Raw genomic sequence first — 26,122 nt, 5'->3', positions numbered from 1 at the left:
ATAAGAAAGTATATCCTTAGACTATACTTTTTCTTATTTCTCGGAATAAAACGCGCTGCGCCGCCAGAGGACGGCGAAAGCCGTTTCACCTTGTCCAGCTCCGTTCAGAAATCCGAAATTCTTTTTTTTCGAAAGTTTGCTGGAGAGCTGCCTTGTTTGTTGGTGAAAACGGAGGAGAAATAGGCAGGCGTGCTAAAGCCTAATTCATCGGCTATTCGGGCAATCGACCAGTCGGTTTGGAATAGAAGTCGTTTTGCTTGTTCGATCCGATATTGCAGCAAATAATCAATGGGGGTGACTCCATAAACTAATAGCATGCATTTGGCCAAGTAGTTGGGATGGTAATTAAATTCGGCCTTAAGCACGGAATTCGTGATTTTTGTGGTGTAGTTTTGACGGATGAATAATTCAATTTTTTCAGCGAGATGTATGGCGGTTGAATTTATTGAATGCGCTGAATCATGATTTATATTTTGCATGAAGGTTTGGAAGGCGGTTTGTTTTCTCCAATTTCGAAGCGAACGCGGATCCTTATCCAAGGAATAAAATGGGGTTAGATCGTTCATGGATTGGCTTGACAGCTTGAACTTCTTGGGAATAAAGATCGAGTTGACTTCGCAATGGTTGAGATACGCTTGCTGTTTATGTTTTTCGAATAAAGCAATTTGATTGTCATAGCAATCGCTGATGCTTTTCATTTCATCCCAGGCTCCGAATGTTTGGAAATGAATCCACGTAATAGCCGTCTCTTCTTCGCAAGCGGCCGTACCGAAGTGATAGGCATCGGGTCTTAAAATAATGGCTTCATCTTTGCTTATCATCCACTCATTATCGTTTTCTCCTATGAACAGCTTGCCCTTGGTGACGATAATAATATCGAATACGTTAATGGAATTACGGCTGACATGCCGTTCTCCCGGCAGGAAAGTATGCTTCCCATTGTCGATAAAATAGGGAATAGGTGGAGTTACAAAATGCATGATGATATCAGACATAACGATTCGCCTCACTTTGTGCCGTAATAGTGGTACGATCAATTTGGTGATAAAGGAGCGCATTAGCGCCACATTCATGTTTTTACAATGGTGAAATAACATAAGATAACATAAACATTTAAACGTTTCACAAAATGATATTTTGTTAGGTGAAATTGTCCGATCGTAGAGTAAATCAAAGACTTTTATATCAAAATAACATAATCTACGACACTTTTCAAACAGAAAAATATAGGTTGAAATATCATAAATAGAGGTTGAAATAATCGTTTTTCAATGTTAACAATGGATGATACAATGAAGTAAGCGTTTTCTTGCAGGTTGAAGAGAATGCTGGTTATTCCAATACAGTGAATAGATGGTTAAACGATTAATCAAATGCCATGAATGCCTAATAAGGGAGGAGCCAAATCGAATCTTGATGGCGAAGAGATTGTCGGCTGGTTGAAATATCAAAAGAACAGGTTGAAATATCTTATTGCCTTTCATGAATACTTATGGCACAATCTGGTTGTAATTATTTCTAAACGTTTAACTTGTTGCTTGCATGCTCTAGTGCTTGAGTTAAATGGTTGGACATACAAATGAAGCGAATTTTGAAGGGAGACGGGGGCAATGAGAACAGGGAAGAAACTTGGGGTAGGCCTTATCGCAGCTGCATTGGCGATGAGTGCAATTGGATGCGCGAACAACGGAGAAAACGGAGGCAACACAGCGTCACCGGAATCGAATGCTACGAATACACCGGCGGATTCTAAGACAGAGAAGGTCAAAATTTTGTACTCCATGTGGGGAAGCGCGGCCGAAGGAAGTACGACTCAGGCGGTAGCGGACAAGTTTAATGCTTCGCAGGATCGAATTGAGGTAGAAGTGCAAGCGATTCCATGGGAAAACTACATGACAAAATTGAATACGCTTGCAACGGCAGGTCAATTGCCGGATACAGGGATGCTGCAGGAAGGCGGCGTCATCCAATGGTCGTCCGAAGGCATGCTGAATGACGTAAGCGCAATGTATGAGGGAAGCGACAGCAAACCGCTGGACAGCTTGGCATACAAGCATCAGGGAAATACCGTTGCTTATGCGGCTGCCAATGAAATTCTCCTGCTCTATTACAATAAAGATATGTTTGATAAAGCGAATGTGCCCTACCCTCCGGCTGCACTGGACCAAGCATGGACATGGGATGAATTCGTAGCGGCGGCGAAGAAATTGACGATCGACAAAAACGGCAAGCATTCTGGCGAGGAAGGTTTTGATGCGCAGAGCATTGTTCAGTACGGCACTTCCGTCGAAAATCTTTCATGGCAGCTCGAAACCTGGGCCCTCAGCAATGGCGGCGGTTTCTATTCGGAAGACGGCACGGAGGTTCGCATCGGAGAAGATGCCAGCATCGAAGCGATTCAGAAAGTCGCTGATCTGTACTTGAAGGATCACGTTGCCCCGTTGTCCGTCGGACAGACCGATGATGGTATCCAGCGTACGATTATTGCTGGCACTGTCGCTATGGCTACGAATGGACAATGGAACATAGGAACAAGCTTGAATACGGCCAAAGAGGAGGGCCTTAAATATGGCGTAGCCGTATTGCCTTATTTGAAGGATAAGGTAACCCTCAATACAGGCGGCGCGAACGTTGTATTCTCTCAGACCAAACATCCGGAAGAAGCGATGGAATGGCTGAAATGGTACAACTCCGAAGAAAACAACTGGGCGCTTATTTCATCGGGCATTTGGATGCCGACACTAGACAAGTGGTATAAGGATGAAACGTTCACTCGCAAATGGGTGGAAAATCCTAACTTCCCACCGTACGAGGAATACAAGTCTGCTGTCGTTGACTATGCGCAATCCGACGCTGCTAGGCCGGCTGCGTGGTTCTATACGAACTATACAACAGACTTCAATACCTTGCTCGGGTCGGTACTCGGCGATGTCTGGACTGGCAAGACGACCGCTAAAGAAGCGATTTCCAAAAATCTCGATGCTTTGAAAGCAGCTCATGCAGGCAGTAAATAATAGATAGAAGGGATGGCCGCCAGCGTTGCAACGGTGGCGGCCATCCTTTATTCGTAAGGAGTGGGGCAAGATATGGAAACCGTTAATAAACTGCCGAAGCGCCGTTCCCGTTTTTATTCAAGCGAGGCGCGCGTTGCTTATATATGCTTGATTCCTGCTTTTGTGGGATTAATCTTTCTGACGTATTTGCCTCTTCTCGGTGTACTCGGAATCAGTCTTACCAATTGGACGGGTTTGAAATCCCCGGAGTTCATCGGATTCGAGAATTATATCAAGCTATTTACTTCCGATCCTTATATCAAGGACTCTATAATCACGACGATCTATTTTGCGGTATTATCCGTAATCGGAAGCATGATTTATTCCCTTTTTATTGCTATGATGCTGAATCGTAAAATTCCAGCCCGAAGTTTTTTTAGAGCGGTCTTTTATATCCCGTACGTTTTGCCGGCTGTAGCGATCTATGTAGGATGGTCTTGGCTTTACGAGGGGAATTTCGGGTTTTTCAACTATCTTCTCTCCGAGATCGGGTTGAATAAAATTCACTTTATCGCCGATTCCAGCTTTGTTGTTCCTTCTCTCTCATTGATTTCGGTTTGGCTTTCGGGAAACTTGATCGTCATCTTTTTGGCCGGGCTTCAAAATGTTCCGAATGTATACCATGAAGCTGCCGAAATGGATGGCGCAAACGGTTGGCAGCGATTCCGGCATATCACCTTGCCATGCATGACGCCGATCATTTTCTACAACTTGTTGATGAGCTTGATCGCCAACCTTCAAGTCGTAACGCCGGCGCTTGCATTAACCAATGGCGGCCCGGGGAATTCTACAAGGTTCTTGACTTATCTGATGTATGATCAAGCATTCGTGAATTACAAGATCGGCTATGCTTGCGCCACTACCTTGATTATATTTGCTATTCTTGCTGCCTTTACACTGATTTTGTTCAAGACGTCCAACCGGTGGATCTACAATGAAGGAGGCGATGACAAATGAGCGAATTAGCATATGGCAGACTAAGAAGCAAAAAACGCAGAACCAGAACGATGAACATCATCACGATAGTCGCCGTCGTTTTTTTTGCCATTCTAGCGATCTTCCCGATTTGGTGGATTTTCCGCACGTCTCTAATGACGAATGCCGAGATCTACAGATATCCGCCAGCCCTGACCCCGGACAAATGGCTGTTTTCAAACTATGAGAAAACGCTAGAGATATTCAAATTTTGGAAGTACTTGTGGAACACGATGCTTATTATTGTTCCCTCCTGCTTAGCTGGGACATTCACAGCAACTTTGTGTGGTTATGCTTTTGCAAGGCTGCGGTTTCGAGGCAAAAACTTGATCTGGTCGCTTTGCATCGGTTCCATGCTGCTGCCTGCAATGGTTACGCTTATTCCGCTGTATATCGGCTGGACGCGAGGCCTAGGAATCAGTGACAGCTACTGGCCGTTAATTTTGCCGTATTTTTGCGGCGGCGGCGCATTTAATATCTTTTTAATCCGTCAATTCATTATGTCGATACCAAGAGAGCTCGATCAAGCAGCGACGATTGACGGTGCTGGATACTTCCACATCTTATTCAGTATCATCATGCCAGCCATCCGACCGGCTATGATCGTAGTCGCATTGTTTATCTTCATCGGATTATGGAACGATCTGCTCCAGCAGATGATTTATATTAATTCAAGCGATAAATTTACGATCGCGCTAGGGCTAACCAACTTTAGGGGCCAGCTAAAAAGCGATTGGTCGATGACGATGGCCGCAACATGCTTGTCCTTTGCTCCAGGCGTTATTTTCTACCTCATTGGTCAAAGGTATTTTGTAGAGGGCATCACGCTTACCGGGTTGAAAAATTAGTTCGGACTTGGATAACTAAGCCATCAGGAGGTTTCTATGAAAACGATTACAAAAAGGCTTGTGTCGATGACGATCGCATTTATGTTGATATTTCAGATTTTGCAGCTTAATTCGAGCGATTTAACTAAGCTGGCTGCAGCAGCGGACGATATATCCAATGCCAGCCTTTCTGCGAAAATTGGCGATTTGGGACAGATTGAAGAGCTGTTTATTAAAAACAATCCTGTAAATCGAAACGGGGCTCCTATCAATTTTGTTTTGCCTAACAATACGTCTCCGCAGAACAACGTCCAGCATCAATGGATGGGCGAGATGCTTTTTTCTTACCGCACCGGCGATACCGAACAATTCCCTGTAAGCAGGGATGGCTTTGTAGAAGTGGATACAAACAAAACGCTTGCAGCTGGCGGATCAACAACCTATTCCAATATTAATCCTGATAACCAATATTTCGAGAGAACGGTTTCTACGGAGGGTAAGAAAGTAGAAGTCAACTTTATCGGCCAGGATCTGGGCTCCACAACGAATCGGGCGATGAAGGGTTTTGACGTGAAGTCAGTGTTCGACATGGAGACGGAAGACGGTTCCATGCTATGGGAAATAACCTTGAAAAACAAAAGCGGCAAATACATGGAATTCGGCGATATCGGCTTGCCGATGCCTTGGAATAATAAATACCGATCGGTATCCGATACGTATGACAATCGTTTAACCGTGCATAACTTTGCCGGGGCTGACAGCGGGTACTCCTATGCCATCCGGACCAGCGGTGAAGGAAACTTCATGCTGTTTACCCCGGTAACGGAAACTGGAGCGCGCATTGAATATGTCGATTACTGGATGCAGGAGGAAGGCGAACTGCGTGCTGGACAAACCTTCACCAACTGGACCGGCGACAGCGGCGGCTGGTTTCCTGGGCTGAACGTGCTCTATATCCACTCCAAGGATATACAGAAAACGGGCCGCGGATATTTTACCGATGCCTCCAGCCTAGTTTTGGGTCCGGATGAGGAAAAAACCTATCAGTTTAAATTTTCCGCAGTACGCGGAGGTGACAACGCGCCGCAGGATAGTGCCCAAAGCCCTAACAACGCTTCCACTTCCGTGGAAGAGCGCGAGAAAAACCTTCGCTCCATTTTGTACCAATCTGGCATGGTAGACGCCGTAGCGGTGCCTGGCTTCCAGACGGCCATTAATATGCCGACCAAGCTGGCTCTGCACTATGATGACAGCAAAATTAAAGTAACGTCGATTGATATTCAATCCGTTCACGAGAATGATCCTTATGATGAAGCGCATATTCCGAATATCAAGCCTGGCAAGCAGAGAGGTGAGATGGTTAATAACTCTCGCACAGGCCGTGGGCTTGCTGACGGGAACCCGGGATACACCGAGGCTTATCAATTTTTGGAGACCAAGGTTGTAGACGGCGAACAGCACCATATCTATTCACTCCAATTTGACGATCTGGGCAATAACAGCGTCCGTGTGGAGTATGAGTTGAAGGTTGGCGATGAATGGGTCAATAAATTTACGCAATATGAATTCAATGTAATGGCCGAGCTTGACGAAACGATGAGCACCCACACTGAATTTATGGTAGAGAAGACGCAGGACAAGGACCCGCAAAGTCCTACCTACGGCAACTACTTTGACTGGTATCTGAAGGATGGGCTCGACACCAACATCAACCATTGGGGAGATGACTGGGGTCATGATAATATCAACTCCATAACCATGAAGAACTTTTTGGATCCAAGTCCTGAAGAGATTGAATCGATAGAAAATTACCTCATTGATTTTATGTGGGAACGCTTTATGAAGCATACGCAGGACAGCTTTATTGTTGCGAATTGGCTTAGAGATTCTGGCTCGTTCACGGATAAAGATAAGCCTTACACACGTGAGTTTTCCGAAATCATGGCAGCCACCGGCTTTTTCAACATGTATCGGATCCAAAAGGCGTATCCTCATCTGATCGAGTACCGCGAGTCGCCGCAGTATTATCTGGAGAAGGCTTATGGCATTTACAATAACCGAATTTCCAGCGGCGCAATCGGATACTATGGCGAACAGCAGATCCCTGATATGATCGAAGCTTTGAAAGAAGAGGGAATGCAAACCGAGTTTGACAATCTCAGGAAAAAGTTCGCCCTAGACAAAGGACGAAGCATGACATTCGCTGCTTATCCTTACGGCTCGGAATTTGAATATGACAATACCGGCGAAGAAGGAGCCTATGCAGCTGCCAAGGCGCTGCTCACCTACTACCCTCAGGACGCACAGGCAGTCGCGGCTAAGAAAAGCATGGAAATGGCCGACTGGAAGACTCGCGCCATGCGCGGCATTCAGCCAACCTGGTACCATTACTCTGTACCGGTATTTCGCGGCGGCGAGGGCTGGTGGAACTTCCAATATACGACGTCATTGGCAGGCTATATTATGGATGACTGGATTCGTTATCAGGATGACGGCAGATCCGCTGCTCAGACCGCGATCGCACAGCAGCGCAACTATGCGGCCAAGATATCGAACTTTAACGCGATTAACATGGGACAGATTTCTGCACAGTCTGTAGGCAGCACCTCTTGGAGATATTCCATGTACAAAGGTGGAACCGGTACCAAAGACGTGTACGATGGCGGTACCCGCGTGATGAACAACGGCTGGAACGATTTTTCCGGCGAAGCCGACGAGGGCATTTACGGCTCCCTGCTAAGTATCAGCTCGGACATTGTAACAGATCCGGTATTTGGACTTTTCGGGTATGGAGCATTGGTTGCCGACAAAGGCAGCAGCTACGAGATTACCCCGAAGGACGGATTCGGCAAGCGCATTAACTTAATCGACGAAAAAATATATTTGGTCTCTCAAAATGAAAAAATGGTAAGCGCCGAAATCCAAAAGGACGGCAGTCTATTCCAATTGACACTCGCGAATCTCGATAAAAAAGCACACGCTTCGAGAATTGCTATAGACGGAGCAGGATTGGAAAATGGCTATTATGCCATTAAGTTGAATAATGAAGCTGCTGGGCAGTTCTATGTAAGAAACAATAAAGGACTTGCTAGGTTCCAAATGAACAGCGACGAGACAGCTCAGTTGACCATCGAAAAGCTAAGTACGGGCGAAAATGAAGCTCCGCAGGTTGCGGCAGAGACGGCAACGCAAAACCCGCAGGCGCTGATTCCGTTTATGTTGAACGGTATTGTGAGCGACGATGGCGCGCCGGACGGAACGCTGACTTACCAGTGGGAAGTGATCAGCACACCGCAAGGCGGCAAGCTAAGCTTTGTCTATCCAAAGGCTAGCATTACACAGGCTGTCGGTACAAAGGAAGGCTCCTATACAGTCAGACTCTCCGCTAATGACGGGCAGACGAGCGGTTCTGACGATCTGACATTCCAGTTGGCCGCTCCACCGGAAAAACAGCCTCCGCAGATTAGCGAAGTGACTGCCGCTCAAGACGTTACGAATGAAAGCATTGTGATTTTATCCGGTACGGCAATCCCGGATCCGATCCACAGCGCGGAATTTGAGCCCGACATGGCGTACGCATGGACCGTCAAGGAGAAGCCGAATGGCGCAGGCGATATCGCGATTGTCGCAGGAGACAAAGCGACCGCATATGCGCGCGTAAGCAAGGCGGGCACCTATGTATTCACGCTTACTGCTGCCGACGAAGGCAAGACGGCAAGCAAGGATGTAACGATCGTGATTGAAGCAGATACCGAAGATGCCTACCGGGCAATCAATACCGTAACACGGAAGGGAACGGCTCCGTCGCTTCCCCCAAATATGAAGATTTTGTACGATGACGGATATAAGGAGAGCGCAATTGCATGGAATGATATCGATCCAGGCAGCTATGAGACAATCGGCAGCTTCGAAGCAAGCGGCAAAGTGATCGACAGCGATTTGGAGGTACAGGCTACGGTATATGTCGTGAGCGTGCCGCTTCAGAATGCTGCGCTGACAGCAAAAGCCTCTGCCAGTTTCTCCGGTGGTGACGGGTATCCCGAGGCGATGAATAACGGCGTTGAACCAAGAAATTCAAGAGATTTCTCGCCTTCTCGCACGGCTCCGAACAGCGCTTGGCACAACTGGGGAAGAGAAGGAGATCCGGCATGGATCACATATGAATGGGTTCAACCACTCCTTGCCTCTTCGATGGATGTATACGTCTTCCAAGACGGCGGAGGAAACTTCCGTCCCAAGGATATGCAGCTCAAGCTTCGCGATGAGCATGGAATATGGTATACGCCAAGAGCTATTAACGGACTTGGAAATGAACTGGACAAGTACAACACAACCACTTTCGAGCCTGCCTATATTACAGGCGTCCGTATAGACATGAGGCCTACTGCAAACGGAAGCGGTATTCTGGAATGGAAGGTAAACGGCTATACGGGAACGGTAGACAAGTCGGAACTGATCAGTGTTAATAACTATGTCAATGCCTTGAATCCTTCTAATTTTATCGATCTAGGTCTCTCGCCAATTGATGCGGCAAAGGCGAATGCGGCAGCCGTCATTCAAAAAATGGATGCGACAGAAGAGGAAGTCGCCCAGGCGCTCGATAAGCTGCTGACAGATCTGCAGCTGCTCCGTCCGCGCGATAACAATATGGCGTTCTTGGCTCGCGTATCCGCCAGTTACACCTCTCCTTGGGAGAATCTAGCTTCCGTTAATGACGGAAGAAAAGCAGAAGCGAGCATCCCGCATTGGGGGACGTGGGGGAATGCAGGAGCAGCGGAATGGGTGCAATATGATTGGCCGCAGGGCGTCACAATCAATAGCTCTAACTTGGTGCTATGGTCAGATGCAGGCGGCATATTGGCACCTACAAAGTACGAGTATTCCTACATTCCAATGGATAGCGCTACAAATGAATGGTTGACGGCGAAATCCATTACCGAAGGCATCACCTTGGTGAATCATACACCGGTGGGCTCCTCCAATCTTGTTGATTTCAATGCGTCGCTGAAAGTGAAAGCGCTGCGCGTTACGATGACAAAGCAATCAGCGGGAAGCGGAGTTGGCGTAGGCTTATGGGAATGGGAAGTGCTTAAGTCGGATTCCAATCAGGAGCAGGAAGCACCGACAACACCTACAGCGGTTGCGCCGACAACTGTAAATGGCAACGACGGCAAGATTATAAGCGTGACATCAGCAATGGAGTACCGGAAGGAAGGAGTGGAAGAGTATACCGCAATTACTGGCGTTGAAATTACAGGTCTGAGCGCCGGGAACTATTTTGTCCGGTATATGAAAACCGCCTCTCTGAATGCCAGCCCGGATAAGGAAGTTGTCATTCCGGAAGGACAGAAACAGGATCAATCAGCGCCGGAAACAAGCGAATGGACGATTACGCATGCTAATTCCGATACCCAAACAAACGGAAAGATAGATGGCGTCCGCGACACGATGGAATACCGGAAGCTGGGCGATGAGAACTACGTGCGCGTCAACGGCGCTAGTATTGAAAATCTGGAGCCCGGCAGCTATCAAATCCGATATGCAGCGACAGATGAGCTGCATGCCAGCCAGCCGGTAACTGTTGAGATTCGTAATGAAGCCAAGGAGGATCAGGATGCGCCAGATGCGAATGAGCTGGTCGTTACTCCAGTTACAATAGCAGGCGGAAGCGACGGGAAGATCGAAAACGTGACTGCCGATATGGAATATCGGAAGGCAGATGGCGGTGCATATACTGCGGTTAGCGGAAGCAGCATTGACAACCTTGAAGCTGGCCGTTATGAAATCAGGTATGCGGAGACAGATATCGCAAATCCGAGTCCAGTGATCATCGTTATCGTTCCTGACGGGTCTAAGCAGGAACAGAATCCTCCGTTAGGTACAGTGGTCAAAGGTGTCAATGTCAGCGTAATTGGCGCTAGGGATGGGAAAATCATAGGCGTGGATTCCGCGATGGAATACCAGAAGCAGGGGGCTGATTTGAGCGACTGGACTGCCATCGCAGGTGTAGAGGTTACTGAGCTTGATGCCGGAACCTATTATGTGAGAATGAAGGAAACTTCAACTTACAACGCGAGTGATTCATTAACGGTCATTATAAGCAATCCGTTAGATCCAACTGATGGGGACACAGTAGCGCCTACATGGAATGCAGGCAGCACCGTATCAGCGCAGACGGGTTTAACTAGTGTCACTTTAACTTGGAATGCCGATGCTGTTACGGATAATGTAGCTGTTACGGGTTACAAGGTGACATGGGTAGAAGGAACCGAAGTGAAAACGCATGATGTCATTAATGGAAATGCGACGAGCACAGTGATAAGCGGTTTACAGTCAAGTACGAGCTACACCTTTAAGCTCGAAGCGGGTGACGCAGCAAACAATTGGAGCAATGGTCCGACAGTTGCAGTAACAACACTGACGTACATTCCACCTGTGGGACCTGATAAACCTGTAAATCCAGAAGTGCCAGAAAAACCAGTCGAGCCGGAGCAGCCACAAATCGAGTTTATCGATGTTCCAGAAACACACTGGGCAACATCCGCAATTAAGCGCGCCGCAGCACTGGGCATCGTACAAGGATACCCGGACGGCACGTTCAAGCCTGCTGAGCCGACAACTCGTGCGCAATTTATGCAGATGTTGGCAAATGCCTTCAAGTGGCAAGACCCGCAAGATGAACTGGCATTCACGGATAATGACAAAATCGGCGAATGGGCGAAGGATGCGATTACTCAAGGCGTTAAGCTCGGTGTGATTACCGGCTATACCGATGGCAGCTTCCGACCGAATCAAGTCATTACTCGAACAGAAATGATTGTCATACTGGCGAGAGTATTAGAGCTTGCTAGCTCAACAGTTGATCAAACAGGCTTCACCGATGATTCGACAATTCCGGCATGGGGCAAAGGAGCAGTCAACGCATTGAGTGAGCTAGGTCTTATCACAGGACGCAGCAACAACAGCTTTGCACCAAATGACGCAGCAACACGTGCGGAAGCGCTCGTAGTCATCTTGCGATTGCTAGATCTAAACTAATTTATTGGTGGTAAACTTAAAAGGCACAATATAGAGGCGATTGCTTCTATATTGTGCCTTCTGCTGTCCATCCCCCAAAAATCACATAGCCCCGTTTGACATTATCACACCAGAATCAGGGAATATTTAGTTGACTTTAAGCTAATAGATATTTAGAATTTTAATGTGAAAAATATTTACATTTAGTGAAGTTTAAGTGATGAAACTAGGAAATGAGGTTTAAAATGAAGAAAGAGAATAAAAAGACCGTAGTACTGAGTGCGATGCTGCGAGGACTCATTGTTGTCATCGGCGCTTTTATTACAGCCTACGGCCTTGAGGCCGTATTAATTCCGAACAACGTATCCGACGGTGGCGTGACGGGCATTAGCATCGTAGGGTCGAAGTTATTCGGGTGGCCCTTGGGACTTCTCATTGCAATTCTAAATATACCGTTCGTATATTTAGGGTATAAACAGATCGGAAAGAGCTTCGCGATATATTCTGTGATTGGTATTGCTTCGCTGGCGGTGGGAACCGTCGTCATGCATCATATTAATCCGATCGTAGAAGGAGATACGCTCCTCGTCACCGTTGTGGGAGGCATCATTATCGGTTTGGGAATGGGTCTTGCTCTTCGGAACGGCGGCGCGTTGGATGGCATTGATATGTTGGCGGTATTGCTTTCCCGGAAGCTTCCTTTCGGCACAAGCGATCTTATCTTATTCCTAAATGTATTCGTTTTTATTGTCGTCTCGACCGTATTTGGTTTGCAGGGTGCTATATTATCGGGTATTGCTTATTTTATAGCTTCCAAGGTGATACACATCGTCGAGGAAGGCTTGAGCGGAGCTAAAACGTTCAAAATCATTACCAAACATCCTGAAGTCATGATTGACACTATTCGCGATCGCTTGGGTAGAGGCGCTACGTATAGTGTGGTGCAAGGCGGATATTCGAATGAACATTTCAAAGAAATTACATGCGTTATTAACCGGTTGGAAGAACGGAAAATGAAAGAAATCATTCGTGAGATTGACGAAAATGCTTTCATCATGGTGTATGAAGTTGCAGAAGTAAAGGGAGGCAGCTTTAAGAAGAAGGACATTCACTAAAAGATTACAGCTCCTAATTTCGGACTTCCCCAAGCTGGATAGACGCTCTATTGCAAATCACATCTACTTGGCTCTAAAAAACAAAAACCACGCCATTTATGGGCGTGGTTTTTGTTATTTGCTTAGGCTAGCCATTCAGGGAACCTTTGAACTAATTATCCTGGAAATTTATTTTAGCGATATCGACTCGGTTCAGATCTTCACTATTCAAATTTAACTCCCTCAGACGAATAAGTTTGAGGGAGTTTTATTGTTTTGGTCTGACTTTAATCGTTAAAGAAAACATTAGGAGAGGATCCGTTAGTTAAGTTTGGTTTATGTTATCTGAATTATGATTTAAACAAGTCATGAAGCGATACTGCTTTTTGAATAATAAACAAAAGTTTGCTACTGATTATATGAGGAGTGTTAATTTATGAAAACCAACAAGTTAAAAAGCATTAGCGCCATTACTTTGGCCGCATTACTTACCGTATCCGTCGTGGGATGCTCAAAGGCACAAGTCGGCACCGAGGAGGCTCCTGCAATTACTCAAACAGCAAGTTCGACCGTGTCGCCAAGCGCAACGTCTGCAGTGACTGCTTCCGTTCTAGACACATCGGAAATGTTCAGTGATCGGGATTTAGAACAGTCGGCGGATCTTGCAGCAGCAACACAAATGAATTTGGAAAGCAATCAAGATGTGACACTCAATAAGGAAGGTGTTTATGTCTTTAGTGGTGAGGTGGAACATGTGACGCTAGTGGTTGCTGCTGCCGAGGATGCAAAAGTTCAAATCGTCCTTGATGGCGTTAGTATAACCAATGAAGATTCACCTGCCATTTATGTAAAAGCAGCGGATAAAGTATTCGTTACATCTACTGTCAGCGAGAACTACATGGAGGTTTTTGGAAGCTATGTGGCGGATGGTGAGACTAATTCGGATGCGGTCATTTTCTCGAAAGCAGATTTGACCCTGAATGGGACTGGAACTTTAGAAGTAATATCGAATCAAGGGAACGGTATCTCTTCAAAGGATGATCTGAAAATTATGCGAATGATGATGGCCTAAACGCCACACCAAAAGTCAATTCTGAGGTAGCCATTGAGGTCAATGGCGGTACGATTGAGGTAAGTATGGCTAGCGGTGATACGGATGCATTTGATTCAAACGGTGATATTTATGTTAACGGAGGAACCATTAATGTAGAAGCAGCTTCCGCCTTTGACGCGGATGGCACAGTTCAATTGAATGGCGGCAATGTCACGGTTAATGGAGAAAAAATCACTCAAATCACGCAATCACGCGGGGGTGGAGGAGGAGCAGGCGGCGGTAGAGGAGTGCGCCAATAGTTCAGGATTCAAAGAAAACGCCAACCCTGTTTCAGCTGGCCGTCCTTTCCCCTTAATGTATTGTCATCATGCTATGAAGCGCCTGGGAGATCCCTCGATAATGAGGATCTCTCGGGTGTTTTTGAGCTGTGTTTGATACTGCTTTGTAATCCTAAATGAACTCGGAAATTATTTGATCGAATTTGATCATTTGTGTTAAAATGAGTGAAAAAAAGAGGTGAACGAATGCTGCCATTACAACGCAAACAAGCTATATTGACTTATCTATCCGAACGAGGCGCAGCTACCATGAAAGAGCTTAGCGATCATTTTGGCGTTTCTGAAATGACCATTCGTCGAGACTTGAACGCTCTGGAGCAAGAAAATCATGTGCAGCGTTCCCATGGGGGAGTCATATACCAAGACTCAAAGCTGGCTCAAGAACCGGATCTGGCTTCCAAGCAAGCCAATAACCAAGATATTAAAGAGCGGTTGGCGGCCTTCGCAGCCGAGCATTTCATCCATGAAGAGGATGTTCTCATTCTGGAGAACGGAACGACGGTATCCCGGATTGCGGATCTGCTGGATTCCTTCGGGCAGTTGACCGTGCTGACCAATGGGCTGGAAACGTTAAGCCGGTTTCGCCCRCATGTCTCGGAGAGACATGCGATCATTTGCTGCGGCGGGCTGCTGAGGGAAGTGTCGGGTACATTTGTCGGGCCGGTGGCGGAACAATTTTTTGCAGATTACCATGCGAATACGTTGTTTCTATCCGCACTGGGCTATTCGCCTGAGTATGGGTTTACGGATCCAAACCTGCTCGATACGCAGGTGAAGAAAGCGATGATTAGCTCCGCCAAAAAGGTGGTTATGCTCTTGGATTCATCCAAGGTTGGCAACCGATACTTCTCAACGGTAGCGCAGCTGTCCGATATCGATGTGTTTGTGACCGATAACGGAATGCGGGAAGAAGACAGACGGATTATCGAAGCAAGCGGCGTTGAGCTTCATATTGTTTAAACATTCAATTCGTTCCTTTTTTGTATGTTCATTTGTGTTAGTTTATGATATATTATGATAAATTAACATAAGGGAGCTGTGAATTTGACATGGAATTAGCTTATAACAGAGAACCTTCCACCACTATTCAAAACTGGGAGCATGAAGCCTGGACCGGATATCAGGCAATTGGATCAACGATATTTGATAAAGCGAGTGTCAGCAAGAAAACGGTTGTCGTTATCGAATGTTATCCCGGCGTCAGGCAAGAGGAAATTCTAACGGGGATTTCTTCTTTTTTGAACCCGGCTGCGATCATACGAGCCGAAGAAGCGGCATTCGACCCTATAGAAGTTGATCGCATCGTAGACGGATTTATGACAAACGATCGTGTATTCGGATTTATGACCTCCTTTCAAATCAATGAATTTTATGATCAAGCTAAAATCGTGTCCCTCCAAAGTCAGATTGAAGCGATATCCGCCGGTATTATCGTTGTTATCGGATTCGGCGCTTCTCTTATTGCGGCAGGCGACGTTCTTATCTATGCAGACATGGCGCGTTGGGAAATCCAGCTTCGTCTTCGTTCCAAGGAAATCGGAAATTGGAGAACGAGCCACCCGGAAGAGGATATGCTCCGCCGCTACAAACGCGGCTTCTTCTTCGAATGGCGAATGGCTGACAATTTGAAGAAAACATTACTAGGCCGTATAGATTACTACCTGGATACGAATACGAAAGACGATCCTAAGATGGTATCGAAGAGCGCATTGTTCGCAGGGCTTGAGCAAACGGCGAATCGTCCGTTCCGTCTCGTCCCTTATTTTGATCCCGGCGTATGGGGAGGCACATGGCTTGAAGCGAATATCGACTTGCCAAAACGAGAGCATCCTTATGCGTGGGGCTTCGACGGAGTGCCGGAGGAGAATAGTCTCTATTTCCAATATGGACCGGTCAGGATTGAGCTTCCCGCTATCAATCTCGTGTTCTTTGAATCGATTAAGCTGCTGGGAGAGAAAGTATTCGAGAGGTTCGGTGCCGAATTCCCGATTCGCTTCGACTTTCTGGACACCATTGGCGGGCAAAGCTTGAGCTTGCAAGTCCACCCGACCAATGAGTATATCAAGGAACATTTCGGGATGCCGTACACACAGGATGAAAGCTATTACATTCTCGAGGCGACGCCAGGCGCAGAGGTGTATCTTGGTCTGAAGGAAGGCATCGATTCGACAGCCATGATTGCTGATCTGAACAAGGCGCAGGAAGGCGGATTCAGCTTCCCGGCGAATGATTACATCAATGTTTATCCAGCTGTCAAGCATGATCATTTTTTGATTCCGGCGGGAACCGTCCATTGTTCGGGAGCGGGCTGCATGGTGCTGGAGATCAGCGCGACTCCGTATATTTTCACCTTCAAGCTGTGGGATTGGGAACGCCTCGGACTTGACGGCAAGCCTCGGCCCGTTCATGTAGAGCATGGGAGCAAGGTTATTCAATGGGACCGGGATACCAAATGGACAACGTCGGAATGCGTCGGTAGGGTAGAACACATTGCGGAAGGACAAGGTTGGATCGAAGAGAGGACCGGGCTTCATGCGCTTGAGTTCATCGAGACACGCCGGCATTGGTTCTCAGTTCCAGTTAGTCACGAGTCAAACGGAAGCGTTCATATGCTGAATTTGGTCGAAGGCGAAGAAGCGACAATCGAAAGCCCGAATGGCGCCTTCGAGCCATTCATTATACATTATGCGGAAACCTTCATTATTCCGGCTCATGTCGCTGCTTATACGATTCGGCCAAGTGGTCCGAGCGTAGGGAAAACCATTGGCACCATTAAAGCATACGTCCGAGTATAGAGGGGGTATTATATGAATTCTTCCATCATTCTTGCCTTTGACGTCGGTGGCACGCAAATTAAAGCTGCAGCGCTTATCAGTGGCTCCATTATTAAGCCATCCATCGCGCAATATGAAGCTCATTCGGACCAAGGCGCTAGCGAGATCATCGCCCACTTCGTAGCGATCGCTTCGGATGTGCTGTTAAGAGCAGGTTCTGCCGATAAGCTTATTGGAGGAATTGGAATGGCATTCCCCGGTCCTTTCGAATACGAGAATGGAATTAGCCGCATCCAAGGCTTGGCGAAATACGAATCCCTGTATGGTCTTCCTTTCGGCAATCTGCTTGAGAAAGCCATTCGGGAGGAAGCTTCCTTGAAGCATAGGCTGGCTCCAGATTTTCGAATCCGTTTTGAGAACGACGCCGCGTTGTTCGGTCTCGGTGAGGCCGGATCCGGGACTGCGCTTGGAGCCAAACGAACGGTATTCCTCACTGTTGGGACAGGGCTTGGCTCTTGTTTTCTTGAGAATGGGCAGCTTGTGAAGGATCGCTTTGACGTGCCCGATAATGGCTGGCTGTACACAATTCCCTATAAGAGAGGCATCGCGGACGATTATGCTTCCAGAAGAGGCGTGCTTGAACTCGCGTCAGAGCTCGGGATGGATGGGAAAGGTACGGATGTTCATGAGTTCGCTGCGTTAGCAAACGAGGGAGACCCGGCATCTATCCAGCTTTTTGCAGGTTTCGGCGAGCGAATGGCTGTTATTCTAGAGGAGCCCCTGCATGCATATCAGCCGGATTTGGTCGTATTTGGGGGCCAGATTTCCAAGAGCGGCCATTTGTTTGTGCCGGCTTTTCAAGATAAACTGGCGGCTCTGGGGATATATGTCCGGGTTGCGATCAGCGAGGATACGCTTGAGAGCACGTTCAAAGGCATATACGAATTCGTCAAATAAACGCGTCAGTATGGATGCGCTTGCATGTGCAAGGACAAACAGCCTATATAAGTTGAACGAATGACTTTGGTCGCGCAGCGCTAACAGTATACTCATGTCTAGTTCATCTAATATAGTAGCTTATTCGGGATAAATATTGTGGGAAAGCGCGAGCGAAAAGCAGGCAGCGCAAGCGCGGAAGAAAGTGATATGTTTCGAAAAAATGTAATATATCCTTCGTTTTCGCGTCTTGTCTATAATGGTCATACACTCAGAGTTAAGCAGTGAAACCAAGGAGGAACCGAACCTATGAACAATTTTAAAAAGAATTGGAAAATTCATGTGATTCATCATTCGCATACCGATATCGGCTATACAGAAAGGCAAGAAAAAATCGAGCAGTATCAGGTGGATTTCATTCGGCAAGCCATCGAAATATGCCGTGCTTCTCATACGGAGGAACGTAAAGAATGGAAAGGTTTTAAATGGACGTGCGAAACCTTCTGGGCCGTCGAGAAGTTCTTAACAGAAGCGACGGAAGAAGAACAGAAAGCGTTCGTGGATGCACTTAAGCGGGGAGATATCGAATTATCGGGCACGTACTTGAATATGACCGAATTGATCAATTTCGAGCTGCTGAGCAATATGCTGGCAAGAGCAGGGAAGTTTGCGAATCCGCTGGGCTTACAAGTAAGATCAGCTATGACGGCTGATATTAACGGATACAGCTGGGGATATGCGCAGGCTTTGGCAGACGCGGGAATCGAGAATCTGCTTTCCTGCATTCACACACACCACGGCATGTTCGCGATCGGCCGCAAGCAGTATCCCTTTTACTGGGAAACTCCAAAAGGCGAGAAAATATTAGTTTGGAGCGGCGAGCATTATATGATGGGCAATGATCTGGGCATCAATCCGGACGGAACGCTCTCCTACACGATTCGGGATGAGAATCCGGTGTGGGGCATTGCTGAGGATCACTGGACGCATGCGGAAACTCGTATTTCTCGTTACCTTGAGCAGCTTGAGAAAGAAAATTATCCGTATGATTTTATTTTGGTTAACGTGATGGGACTTCTTCGGGATAACTCGGCTCCTAATGGGAGAATTATGAGCTTCATTCAGGAATGGAACGAGAAGCATGGGAATCGCGTGGAAATCCAAATGACGACGTTGAACCGTTTCTTCGATCTTGTGAAAGAGCAGGATGTCGACATTCCCGTGTATAGAGGCGATTGGCCGGACTGGTGGTCCGACGGCGTTGCTTCCACGGCTATGCATACGCAAATTTTCAGAAACGCTCAACGTACGCTCGATGTGGTCAAACGTTTGGATCCGCAAGCGAGCTATGTGAAACCGGAACGAATTGCTGAAGCCGAACAGCAATTGATCATGTATGCGGAGCATACCTGGGGCTATCACTCCTCGATATCGGAGCCTTGGCATATGATGGTGCAGGAGCTCGCCGTTAGAAAAGAAGCCTACGCCGCAAATGCAAGCAGACTGGTTTACGTTTCTTTGGACGATGTTCTAGAGGGACGAGGCGATGTGCTGCTGCGAGCAAACAGGGCATTCACCTATAAAGTGGTCAATTCCTTCGATTATCCTGTAGAAGATATGGCATTCTTCTACCTTGAGGAGCAATGGGAAGCCGATTATTACAGAAAAGGCTTCGAGGTAGTCGACGAGCAAACGGGACAAGTGATTCCTCACCAGCAGGAGAAGGTAAGCAGAGGATATCAAATTGCCATAATGGTTAAGCTTAGCGCAAAGGAAGAAAAAAGATTTTATATCCGCGACGCTGCGCAGGCTTCATCGATTACGACCAGCAGCACCCGCTTGCGGGGAGCCGATCGCATCCATGATATCGTAGATTTGTTGCCTCCTGTACAGGAAGATAGGCCTCGGATGCATATTACTGAGAACAGCATTGAATCTCGCTATGTGCGGATTGCTTGGAGAGCTGGCGAAGGTATCGTTTCATGGATCGAGAAAGAGACAGGAAAAGAGCTCATCGATCAGGAGCAGCCTGGCGGAGCATTCACGCCCGTCTATGAAGTGACTCGCGGCGATCATGGCGATCAGATGAACGTGAGAAGAACCATGGGAAGGAATCGAAAAGGCATGAACGTTCAGCGTTCTACCGGTGTACTAACAGGTGTGAAGGCCATAACGGACGGACCGATTTACAGCATCATCGAATTGAAATACAACGTGCAGGGAATGAGCCATTATTCGTTATTCCTCAAAGTGTATTTGGCACAGCCGAGAGTTGATGTTTCCGTACGCATTCACAAGGACAGTGTCTGGGACCCGGAGAACGTATATATCTCTCTTCCGTTCGTCAAAGCGGAGAACGGAGATCTGTGGTTTGAAAAAGCTGGGGCGCTCGTAAGACCAGGCATCGATCAAATACCGGGTACTGGCATGGACTTCTATTGCATTCAAGAGGGACTTGCTCTCGTTTCGGCACAAGGAGGATTATCGATTGCAACTCCTGATACGCCGCTTATGCAAACCGGTTCTTTGGAATATGGGCCAAGACTCGTTCAAGGCCAGCAACCGGAGAATGCTAAGAAAACGCTGTACGCATGGGTTTTGACGAACTATTGGGAGACGAATTTCAAGGCAACATTAGGCGGCTTCTACGAGTTCCGTTATATGCTGCAATGGGGAAGCGACGTGAATACAGCGGAGAAAGCGATTCAGCTGTGTCACAGTGCAAATGCAGGAACGGTAGCGTTTCGAGCAAAATAAAAATAAATCGATTGACCAAAAAAAGGGCTGCATCTTATTAAAGATGCCCTTTTTTTGCTCTTATCCAGGAGGGAAATCTACTGTGTATCGCATTCTGATTGTTGATGACGAGCGTATCGAAAGACAGGGTATCCTGCAGCTAATAAAGACGCATCAGCTGGATCTCGAGACGCTATTGGCCGAGAACGGCGAGGTTGCGCTGGAAATCATTAATAATCAACCGATCGATATTCTGATTACGGATATTAAGATGCCTTTTATGGATGGGCTGGAGCTGGCGGAGCATGTTAGCAAGCTGCATCCGAATATTGAAATCATTATTTATAGTGCCTTTAACGAGTTCGAATATGCAAGAAGAGCGCTGCGCACGAATATTTCAAATTATTTGCTCAAACCGATTCAAGTTACAGAATTTCTTGCCGTTTTGAAGCAGACGATCGAAACCTGCGACGAGATAGCAGCGCAAAACATGCGCACGGATCAATTGCTGGAGGGGTATAATCGGGGATTGGTTTACGAAAAGGAAAAAATGCTGCTGGATGCCTTGAACGGTAAGTCGAATGCCGTAAATTCACGTGAGCTTGACCGATCGATGGATCAGTCTAACCACACATGGATCCATTTGATTCTTGTCGATTGCGGCAGGAAGTTTTTTGATATTCACCATGATTCCTTTATAGCGCTGTTATCAGAGGTGATCAGCTATGAATTCGATTACGTGAACATGGATGAGAACCAAAGCGTCTTATTCATCAACCATCACCGGCCCATCGACAAAGAAACGCTTAGAGTGCTTGGAGAAACGATCATACAGAAGACCAGGGAGGCCTTGAGCGAGAATCTCGGCCTTGTCGTAGGAAAAGCGGTTGACCGACTGGATCAGGTACATGATTTGTACACCGAAATGGAGCGGATGCTCGAATTTAGATTTTTTATGGAGGATCAAGCGATCCTGTTCTCCGACGAGCAATTCACCCAAGCAAATTTCAATGACATCGAGCTGAATCAAATATTGGAGAAGGTTTACCAGTGTTTGGAATACAACGATATTGAGGTGGCAAAATACAGCTTAGAGCTGCTTTTCTCTTATCTGAAGACGAAAGGTCAATTCTCCTCGCTGTACACTAAATTTATATGCTCGGAAATCATGAAGAAAGTAGTAACCAGGGAAAACAAACTTGAATTTACCGAGATGAATGTATATTTGGATAGTATTTATCGAACGGTTTCTTTGCATGATTTGAAGGATTTTATGTTTGCGATCTTCGATAAAATTGAAATAAGTACGGAAATGAAGGCGAAAGATGATTCTAATCTTAAGCTAATTCGGACGATAAGGGAATTGATCGGAAAGGAATACGGTGAAGATCTCTCGTTGGAAGGCATTGCAGAGCGAGTTTATTTGACGCCAAGCTATCTGAGCTATCTATTCAAGAAGGAAACGGGCCAAAGCCTGATCCGGTACATCACGCAAGTCAGGATGGAGAAGGCGGCTTTGCTGCTCACCGAATCGAATATGAAAATCGTCGATATGTATACGCTGCTGGGCTACAGAAGCTCTACTTATTTTATTCAAACCTTTCGGAACTACTATGGGGTCACTCCTGCAAAATTCAGAGAATCATCTTCGTAAAAAATCGATCTATATCACAAATATGTGAGATATCAGCCACCTAGGGGCTGTTGCTATGATAGAGGAGCAAGATAGAACGAATTAATGGAGGATGGTCATGAAGACAAAGAGAATACTCGCTTTACTTTGCGCAGTTACGGTATTTGGGTTAGCGGCATGCAGCAGCGGCGGCAATAACGGCAATGCTTCAAATGCAACAAACGCAGGAAATAATACGCCACAGCAAACAGAAACAAATACAGAGCCGGAAGTGGATAAGCCTTTCGGGAAGTACAATGAAACCGTTACCATCACGCTTGGAAGACAAGGCGTTTCCGGCAATAACTTGCCAACAGGCGATACGCTGGAAAGCAATCAATATCTGAAATACGTGGAAGACCGATTAAACGTAAAGGTCAAATATGATTTCTCGGTGGAAGATCTGGACGCATATAATCAAAAAGTAACATTGGCTATCGCCAGCAATAATACGCCGGATGTCATGATTGTTGACGAGCAGCAATTCAAGCGTATGGCGCAAGCGAAGATGCTGGCTGACCTAACAGACGTGTACGATCAATACGCCTCGCCATTAATTAAGGAATATTACGGTTCTTATACCGACGATAGAGTGCTTAATACGGGAAGAATTGACGGTAAGCTTCTAGCTCTGCCGAATACGAATATCGATGGCAGCTACCAGTTGCTCTGGATTCGGAAAGATTGGCTGGATAAGCTGAAGCTTACGCCTCCGAAATCGATGGAAGAAGTAACCGCCATTGTGAAAGCCTTCAAGGAGCAAGATCCAGATGGCAACAATAAGGCAGATACTGTAGGCTTGCTTGGTGAAAAATCAGTCGTTACCGACGGAGGATTCTTTACCTTTGATCCTGTATTCAACGTAAATCACTCCTACCCGAAGAACTGGTTCAAGGACAGCAGCGGCAACATCGTGTACGGCTCCACAACCCCGGAGACCAAAGAAGCGCTTAAAGTTCTACGCGATATGTATGCTGCAGACCTTATCGACAAAGAGTTTCTCACCCGCAAGTGGGAAGACAACGCAGGTCTCGTATCCAGCGGCAGAGCGGGCATCCTATTCGCGCCTTGGTTCGCGGGCTGGGCATTGTCCGATGCGGTGAAGACGAATCCGAACGCGGATTGGATACCACTGGCCGTGCCTCTGGATGGAGAAGGAAATCGCAACATCGTGCCTTCGGTTCCATCGGGCATGTTCATGGTCGTGAACAAAAAAGCTGAAAATCCGGAAGCGGTTATCAAAATGCTGAACGTAGAATACGAGGGCATCCGTCTTATCGATCCGGCTTCGCAAGAGCTTTATAAGGATCTAGGCGTAGGCTGGCAGAATTACCCGCTGAACCTGCAGCTTGATTACCAGGATTCGCTTGCCCGGGACATTCCGGTTTATGACCAAGCCATTAAAGACAATACTTCAGCTGGATTGCCTGCCCGTATTATTCCACGGGTAAATTCCGTACTGAAAAACAACAAAGATCCGAAAAAAGATCTTCCTGCATATGCGGATTCTCTGGCTTTCTATACAGGTGCTGCTGTGACGGGCGCCAAAGAAATCAAGAAAATCGATCCGATTTTTTACGGCAAAACGGCTACTATGCTCAAAAAAGGCGCAAACCTGGAAAAACTCGAGAATGAAACCTTCTTAAAAATCATTACGGGAACTGCACCGATCGATGAATTCGATAAATTCGTTTCCACGTGGAAAAATATTGGCGGCGACGAAATCACCAAAGAAATTGCTGAGGCTGTCGCAGGTAAATAATGTCGTAATCACAATCGTTGAGTGAGGGGCATCTAGCTAAGCAAGGATGCCCCTCTTACTAATACCATGTTTAGGTGGAGATGCTATGAGAAGTCGATCTTTTATTTGGAATTACCATGTCATGCTGCTACCGGGAATTTTATTACTGATTGCATTCAGTGTGATTCCAATGTTTGGAATCGCTATCGCTTTTCAAGATTTTCAACCTACACTTGGAATTTTTCATTCGGAATGGGTAGGATGGGATAATTTCACGTATATGTTCAGCTTGCCGGACAGTAAGCTCATTTTTGTGAACACGCTGACGATCGCTTTGATGAAAATAGTCGCAGGACTTATCGTTCCTTTTGGATTTGCCTTGCTGCTTCATGAGGTTTATCACGTGAAATTCAAACGGACGATTCAGACGATCGTTTATTTGCCCCATTTCATGTCATGGGTTATTCTATCGGGTGTTCTTGTCAATCTATTAAGCTTGGACGGATTAATTAATCATATGATTAAATGGTTCGGTGGCGACCCCATCATGTTCTTGCAAAGCAACAGCTGGTTTCGCGCCATTATCGTCTCCAGTGACGTATGGAAGGAATTCGGATTTAATACGATCATTTACATTGCGGCACTTACATCAATTAACACGAACCTTTATGAAGCGGCAGCCATCGACGGCGCTACTCGGTTTCAAAGACTTCGCCATATTACGGTCCCTAGTTTAATGACAACGATTATTCTTCTGGCTACGCTGGCCTTAGGCAATGTGCTGAATGCCGGCTTTGAGCAAATTCTCAATCTATACAATCCTATCGTTTATCAAACCGGCGATATTATTGATACTTATGTTTATCGTGCCGGCTTGCTTGAGATTCAATATGGGCTGGCAACAGCAGTCGGACTGCTCAAGTCTTTGGTTAGTTTTTTGTTGATTACGATTTCGTACGTACTTGCAGCCCGATTTGCCAACTATCGTATTTTCTGACAGGAGTGATGAACTATGGTTAAAGGAAATAGTCGTGCCGTTGATATGATGATCTATGTATTCCTCGCCTTAATTGCCTTTCTTTCAATGGCTCCGGTCCTGAATACCCTTGCTATCTCCTTCAGCGGAAAAATAGCGGCGATGTCTGGCGAGGTATATTTTTGGCCGGTAGATTTTAATTTGAATGCTTATAAATCCGTGATTAGCGACCGAGGCTTTTTCGTTTCATTCGGCGTTTCGGTCAAGAGAGTATTGCTTGGAGGAGCAATCAATTTTATCATTACGATATTGATGGCATATCCTTTATCTAAGTCCGATAAGTTTTTCCCGGGACGCAATATTTATATGTGGTTTATTGTCTTCTGCATGCTATTCAGCGGTGGCTTGATTCCGTGGTATATGACAATCTATACTTTCGGACTGCTCGATTCCATATGGGCACTCGTGCTGCCAACTGCCGTTCCCGTATTTAATGTCATACTGCTGATGAATTTCTTCAAAGGCATTCCTAAGGAGCTCGAGGATGCGGCCAATATCGATGGTGCAGGTCCTTGGAAGACGCTGATTCTCATCTTCGTTCCCGTTTCTACGCCTGCCCTTGCTACCGTTACTTTATTTTCCATCGTAGGGCATTGGAATTCCTTCTTCGATGGTATGATTCTCATGCAGCATAAAGAAAATTGGCCTTTGCAGACTTACATTCAACAATTGATTATCAGCGTCAATTCGATCATGAATACGACAGATCCCGAAGAAATCAAACGCTTGTCGAATATGTCGAGTCAACTGCTTAATGCAGCTAAGGTCATGGTGTCCATGGTTCCGATCATGCTCATTTATCCATTTTTGCAGAAATATTTTGTCAGCGGAATCGTACTTGGCGCTGTCAAAGAATAATACCTGCTGCT

The 26,122-nt window shown here is 46.5% G+C and carries 16 protein-coding genes; 15 read left to right on the top strand and 1 reads right to left on the bottom strand.

Translation table 11 applies throughout. From position 1 onward, the window contains the following. Positions 1-104: 104 nt before the first annotated feature. Positions 105-995, bottom strand: a complete 891-nt coding sequence (locus tag AB4Z29_RS11460; protein ID WP_441943187.1) for an AraC family transcriptional regulator — start codon at positions 993-995, stop codon at positions 105-107. A 615-nt stretch (positions 996-1,610) separates the two neighbouring features. On the opposite strand from AB4Z29_RS11460, the gene AB4Z29_RS11455 reads away from it, so the two are divergent. From AB4Z29_RS11455 to AB4Z29_RS11385, 15 genes are all read left to right on the top strand, one after another. Beyond that, positions 1,611-3,014 (top strand): ABC transporter substrate-binding protein, encoded by a 1,404-nt coding sequence (locus AB4Z29_RS11455; protein WP_441943186.1) that lies wholly within the window; start codon positions 1,611-1,613, stop codon positions 3,012-3,014. A 72-nt stretch (positions 3,015-3,086) separates the two neighbouring features. Beyond that, positions 3,087-4,010: a carbohydrate ABC transporter permease gene (locus tag AB4Z29_RS11450; protein ID WP_441943185.1), complete on the top strand. Its 924-nt coding sequence runs from the start codon at positions 3,087-3,089 to the stop codon at positions 4,008-4,010. Continuing rightward, positions 4,007-4,876, top strand: coding sequence for a carbohydrate ABC transporter permease (locus AB4Z29_RS11445; RefSeq protein WP_441943184.1), 870 nt, complete (start codon positions 4,007-4,009; stop codon positions 4,874-4,876). Before AB4Z29_RS11450 ends, AB4Z29_RS11445 begins: the two co-directional genes overlap by 4 nt. Before the next feature lie 36 nt (positions 4,877-4,912). Further along, on the top strand, positions 4,913-11,893 hold the full coding sequence (locus AB4Z29_RS11440) for an S-layer homology domain-containing protein (RefSeq protein ID WP_441943183.1): 6,981 nt from the start codon (positions 4,913-4,915) through the stop codon (positions 11,891-11,893). Positions 11,894-12,117: 224 nt separating this feature from the next. Beyond that, positions 12,118-12,987 carry a YitT family protein gene (locus tag AB4Z29_RS11435; protein WP_441943182.1) on the top strand — a complete coding sequence of 290 codons (870 nt, stop codon included), beginning with the start codon at positions 12,118-12,120 and terminating at the stop codon, positions 12,985-12,987. A 415-nt stretch (positions 12,988-13,402) separates the two neighbouring features. Beyond that, positions 13,403-14,038 carry a carbohydrate-binding domain-containing protein gene (locus tag AB4Z29_RS11430; protein ID WP_441943181.1) on the top strand — a complete coding sequence of 212 codons (636 nt, stop codon included), beginning with the start codon at positions 13,403-13,405 and terminating at the stop codon, positions 14,036-14,038. Positions 14,039-14,103: 65 nt separating this feature from the next. Then, positions 14,104-14,319: a hypothetical protein gene (locus AB4Z29_RS11425; protein WP_441943180.1), complete on the top strand. Its 216-nt coding sequence runs from the start codon at positions 14,104-14,106 to the stop codon at positions 14,317-14,319. 225 nt (positions 14,320-14,544) lie between these two features. After that, positions 14,545-15,318: a DeoR/GlpR family DNA-binding transcription regulator gene (locus tag AB4Z29_RS11420; protein ID WP_441943179.1), complete on the top strand. Its 774-nt coding sequence runs from the start codon at positions 14,545-14,547 to the stop codon at positions 15,316-15,318. An 89-nt stretch (positions 15,319-15,407) separates the two neighbouring features. After that, positions 15,408-17,153 carry a class I mannose-6-phosphate isomerase gene (locus AB4Z29_RS11415; protein WP_441943178.1) on the top strand — a complete coding sequence of 582 codons (1,746 nt, stop codon included), beginning with the start codon at positions 15,408-15,410 and terminating at the stop codon, positions 17,151-17,153. Between the two features lie 12 nt (positions 17,154-17,165). Next, positions 17,166-18,089 carry an ROK family protein gene (locus AB4Z29_RS11410; RefSeq protein WP_441943177.1) on the top strand — a complete coding sequence of 308 codons (924 nt, stop codon included), beginning with the start codon at positions 17,166-17,168 and terminating at the stop codon, positions 18,087-18,089. Positions 18,090-18,377: 288 nt separating this feature from the next. Continuing rightward, positions 18,378-20,825 (top strand): glycoside hydrolase, encoded by a 2,448-nt coding sequence (locus tag AB4Z29_RS11405; protein WP_441943176.1) that lies wholly within the window; start codon positions 18,378-18,380, stop codon positions 20,823-20,825. A gap of 82 nt (positions 20,826-20,907) precedes the next feature. After that, the gene (locus AB4Z29_RS11400) at positions 20,908-22,458 is read left to right on the top strand and encodes a response regulator transcription factor (RefSeq protein WP_441943175.1); all 1,551 of its coding nucleotides are present in this window, start codon (positions 20,908-20,910) and stop codon (positions 22,456-22,458) included. 97 nt (positions 22,459-22,555) lie between these two features. Continuing rightward, entirely contained in the window at positions 22,556-24,238 is a 1,683-nt protein-coding gene (locus tag AB4Z29_RS11395; protein WP_441943174.1) for an extracellular solute-binding protein, read from the top strand. A gap of 85 nt (positions 24,239-24,323) precedes the next feature. Further along, positions 24,324-25,214 carry an ABC transporter permease gene (locus AB4Z29_RS11390; RefSeq protein WP_441943173.1) on the top strand — a complete coding sequence of 297 codons (891 nt, stop codon included), beginning with the start codon at positions 24,324-24,326 and terminating at the stop codon, positions 25,212-25,214. A gap of 15 nt (positions 25,215-25,229) precedes the next feature. Next, entirely contained in the window at positions 25,230-26,111 is an 882-nt protein-coding gene (locus tag AB4Z29_RS11385) for a carbohydrate ABC transporter permease (RefSeq protein WP_441943172.1), read from the top strand. Positions 26,112-26,122: the final 11 nt, after the last annotated feature.

This window comes from Paenibacillus sp. 2TAB23, assembly GCF_052115165.1.
Classification (GTDB): domain Bacteria; phylum Bacillota; class Bacilli; order Paenibacillales; family Paenibacillaceae; genus Pristimantibacillus.
This window is presented reverse-complemented; position numbering and strand designations above follow the sequence as displayed.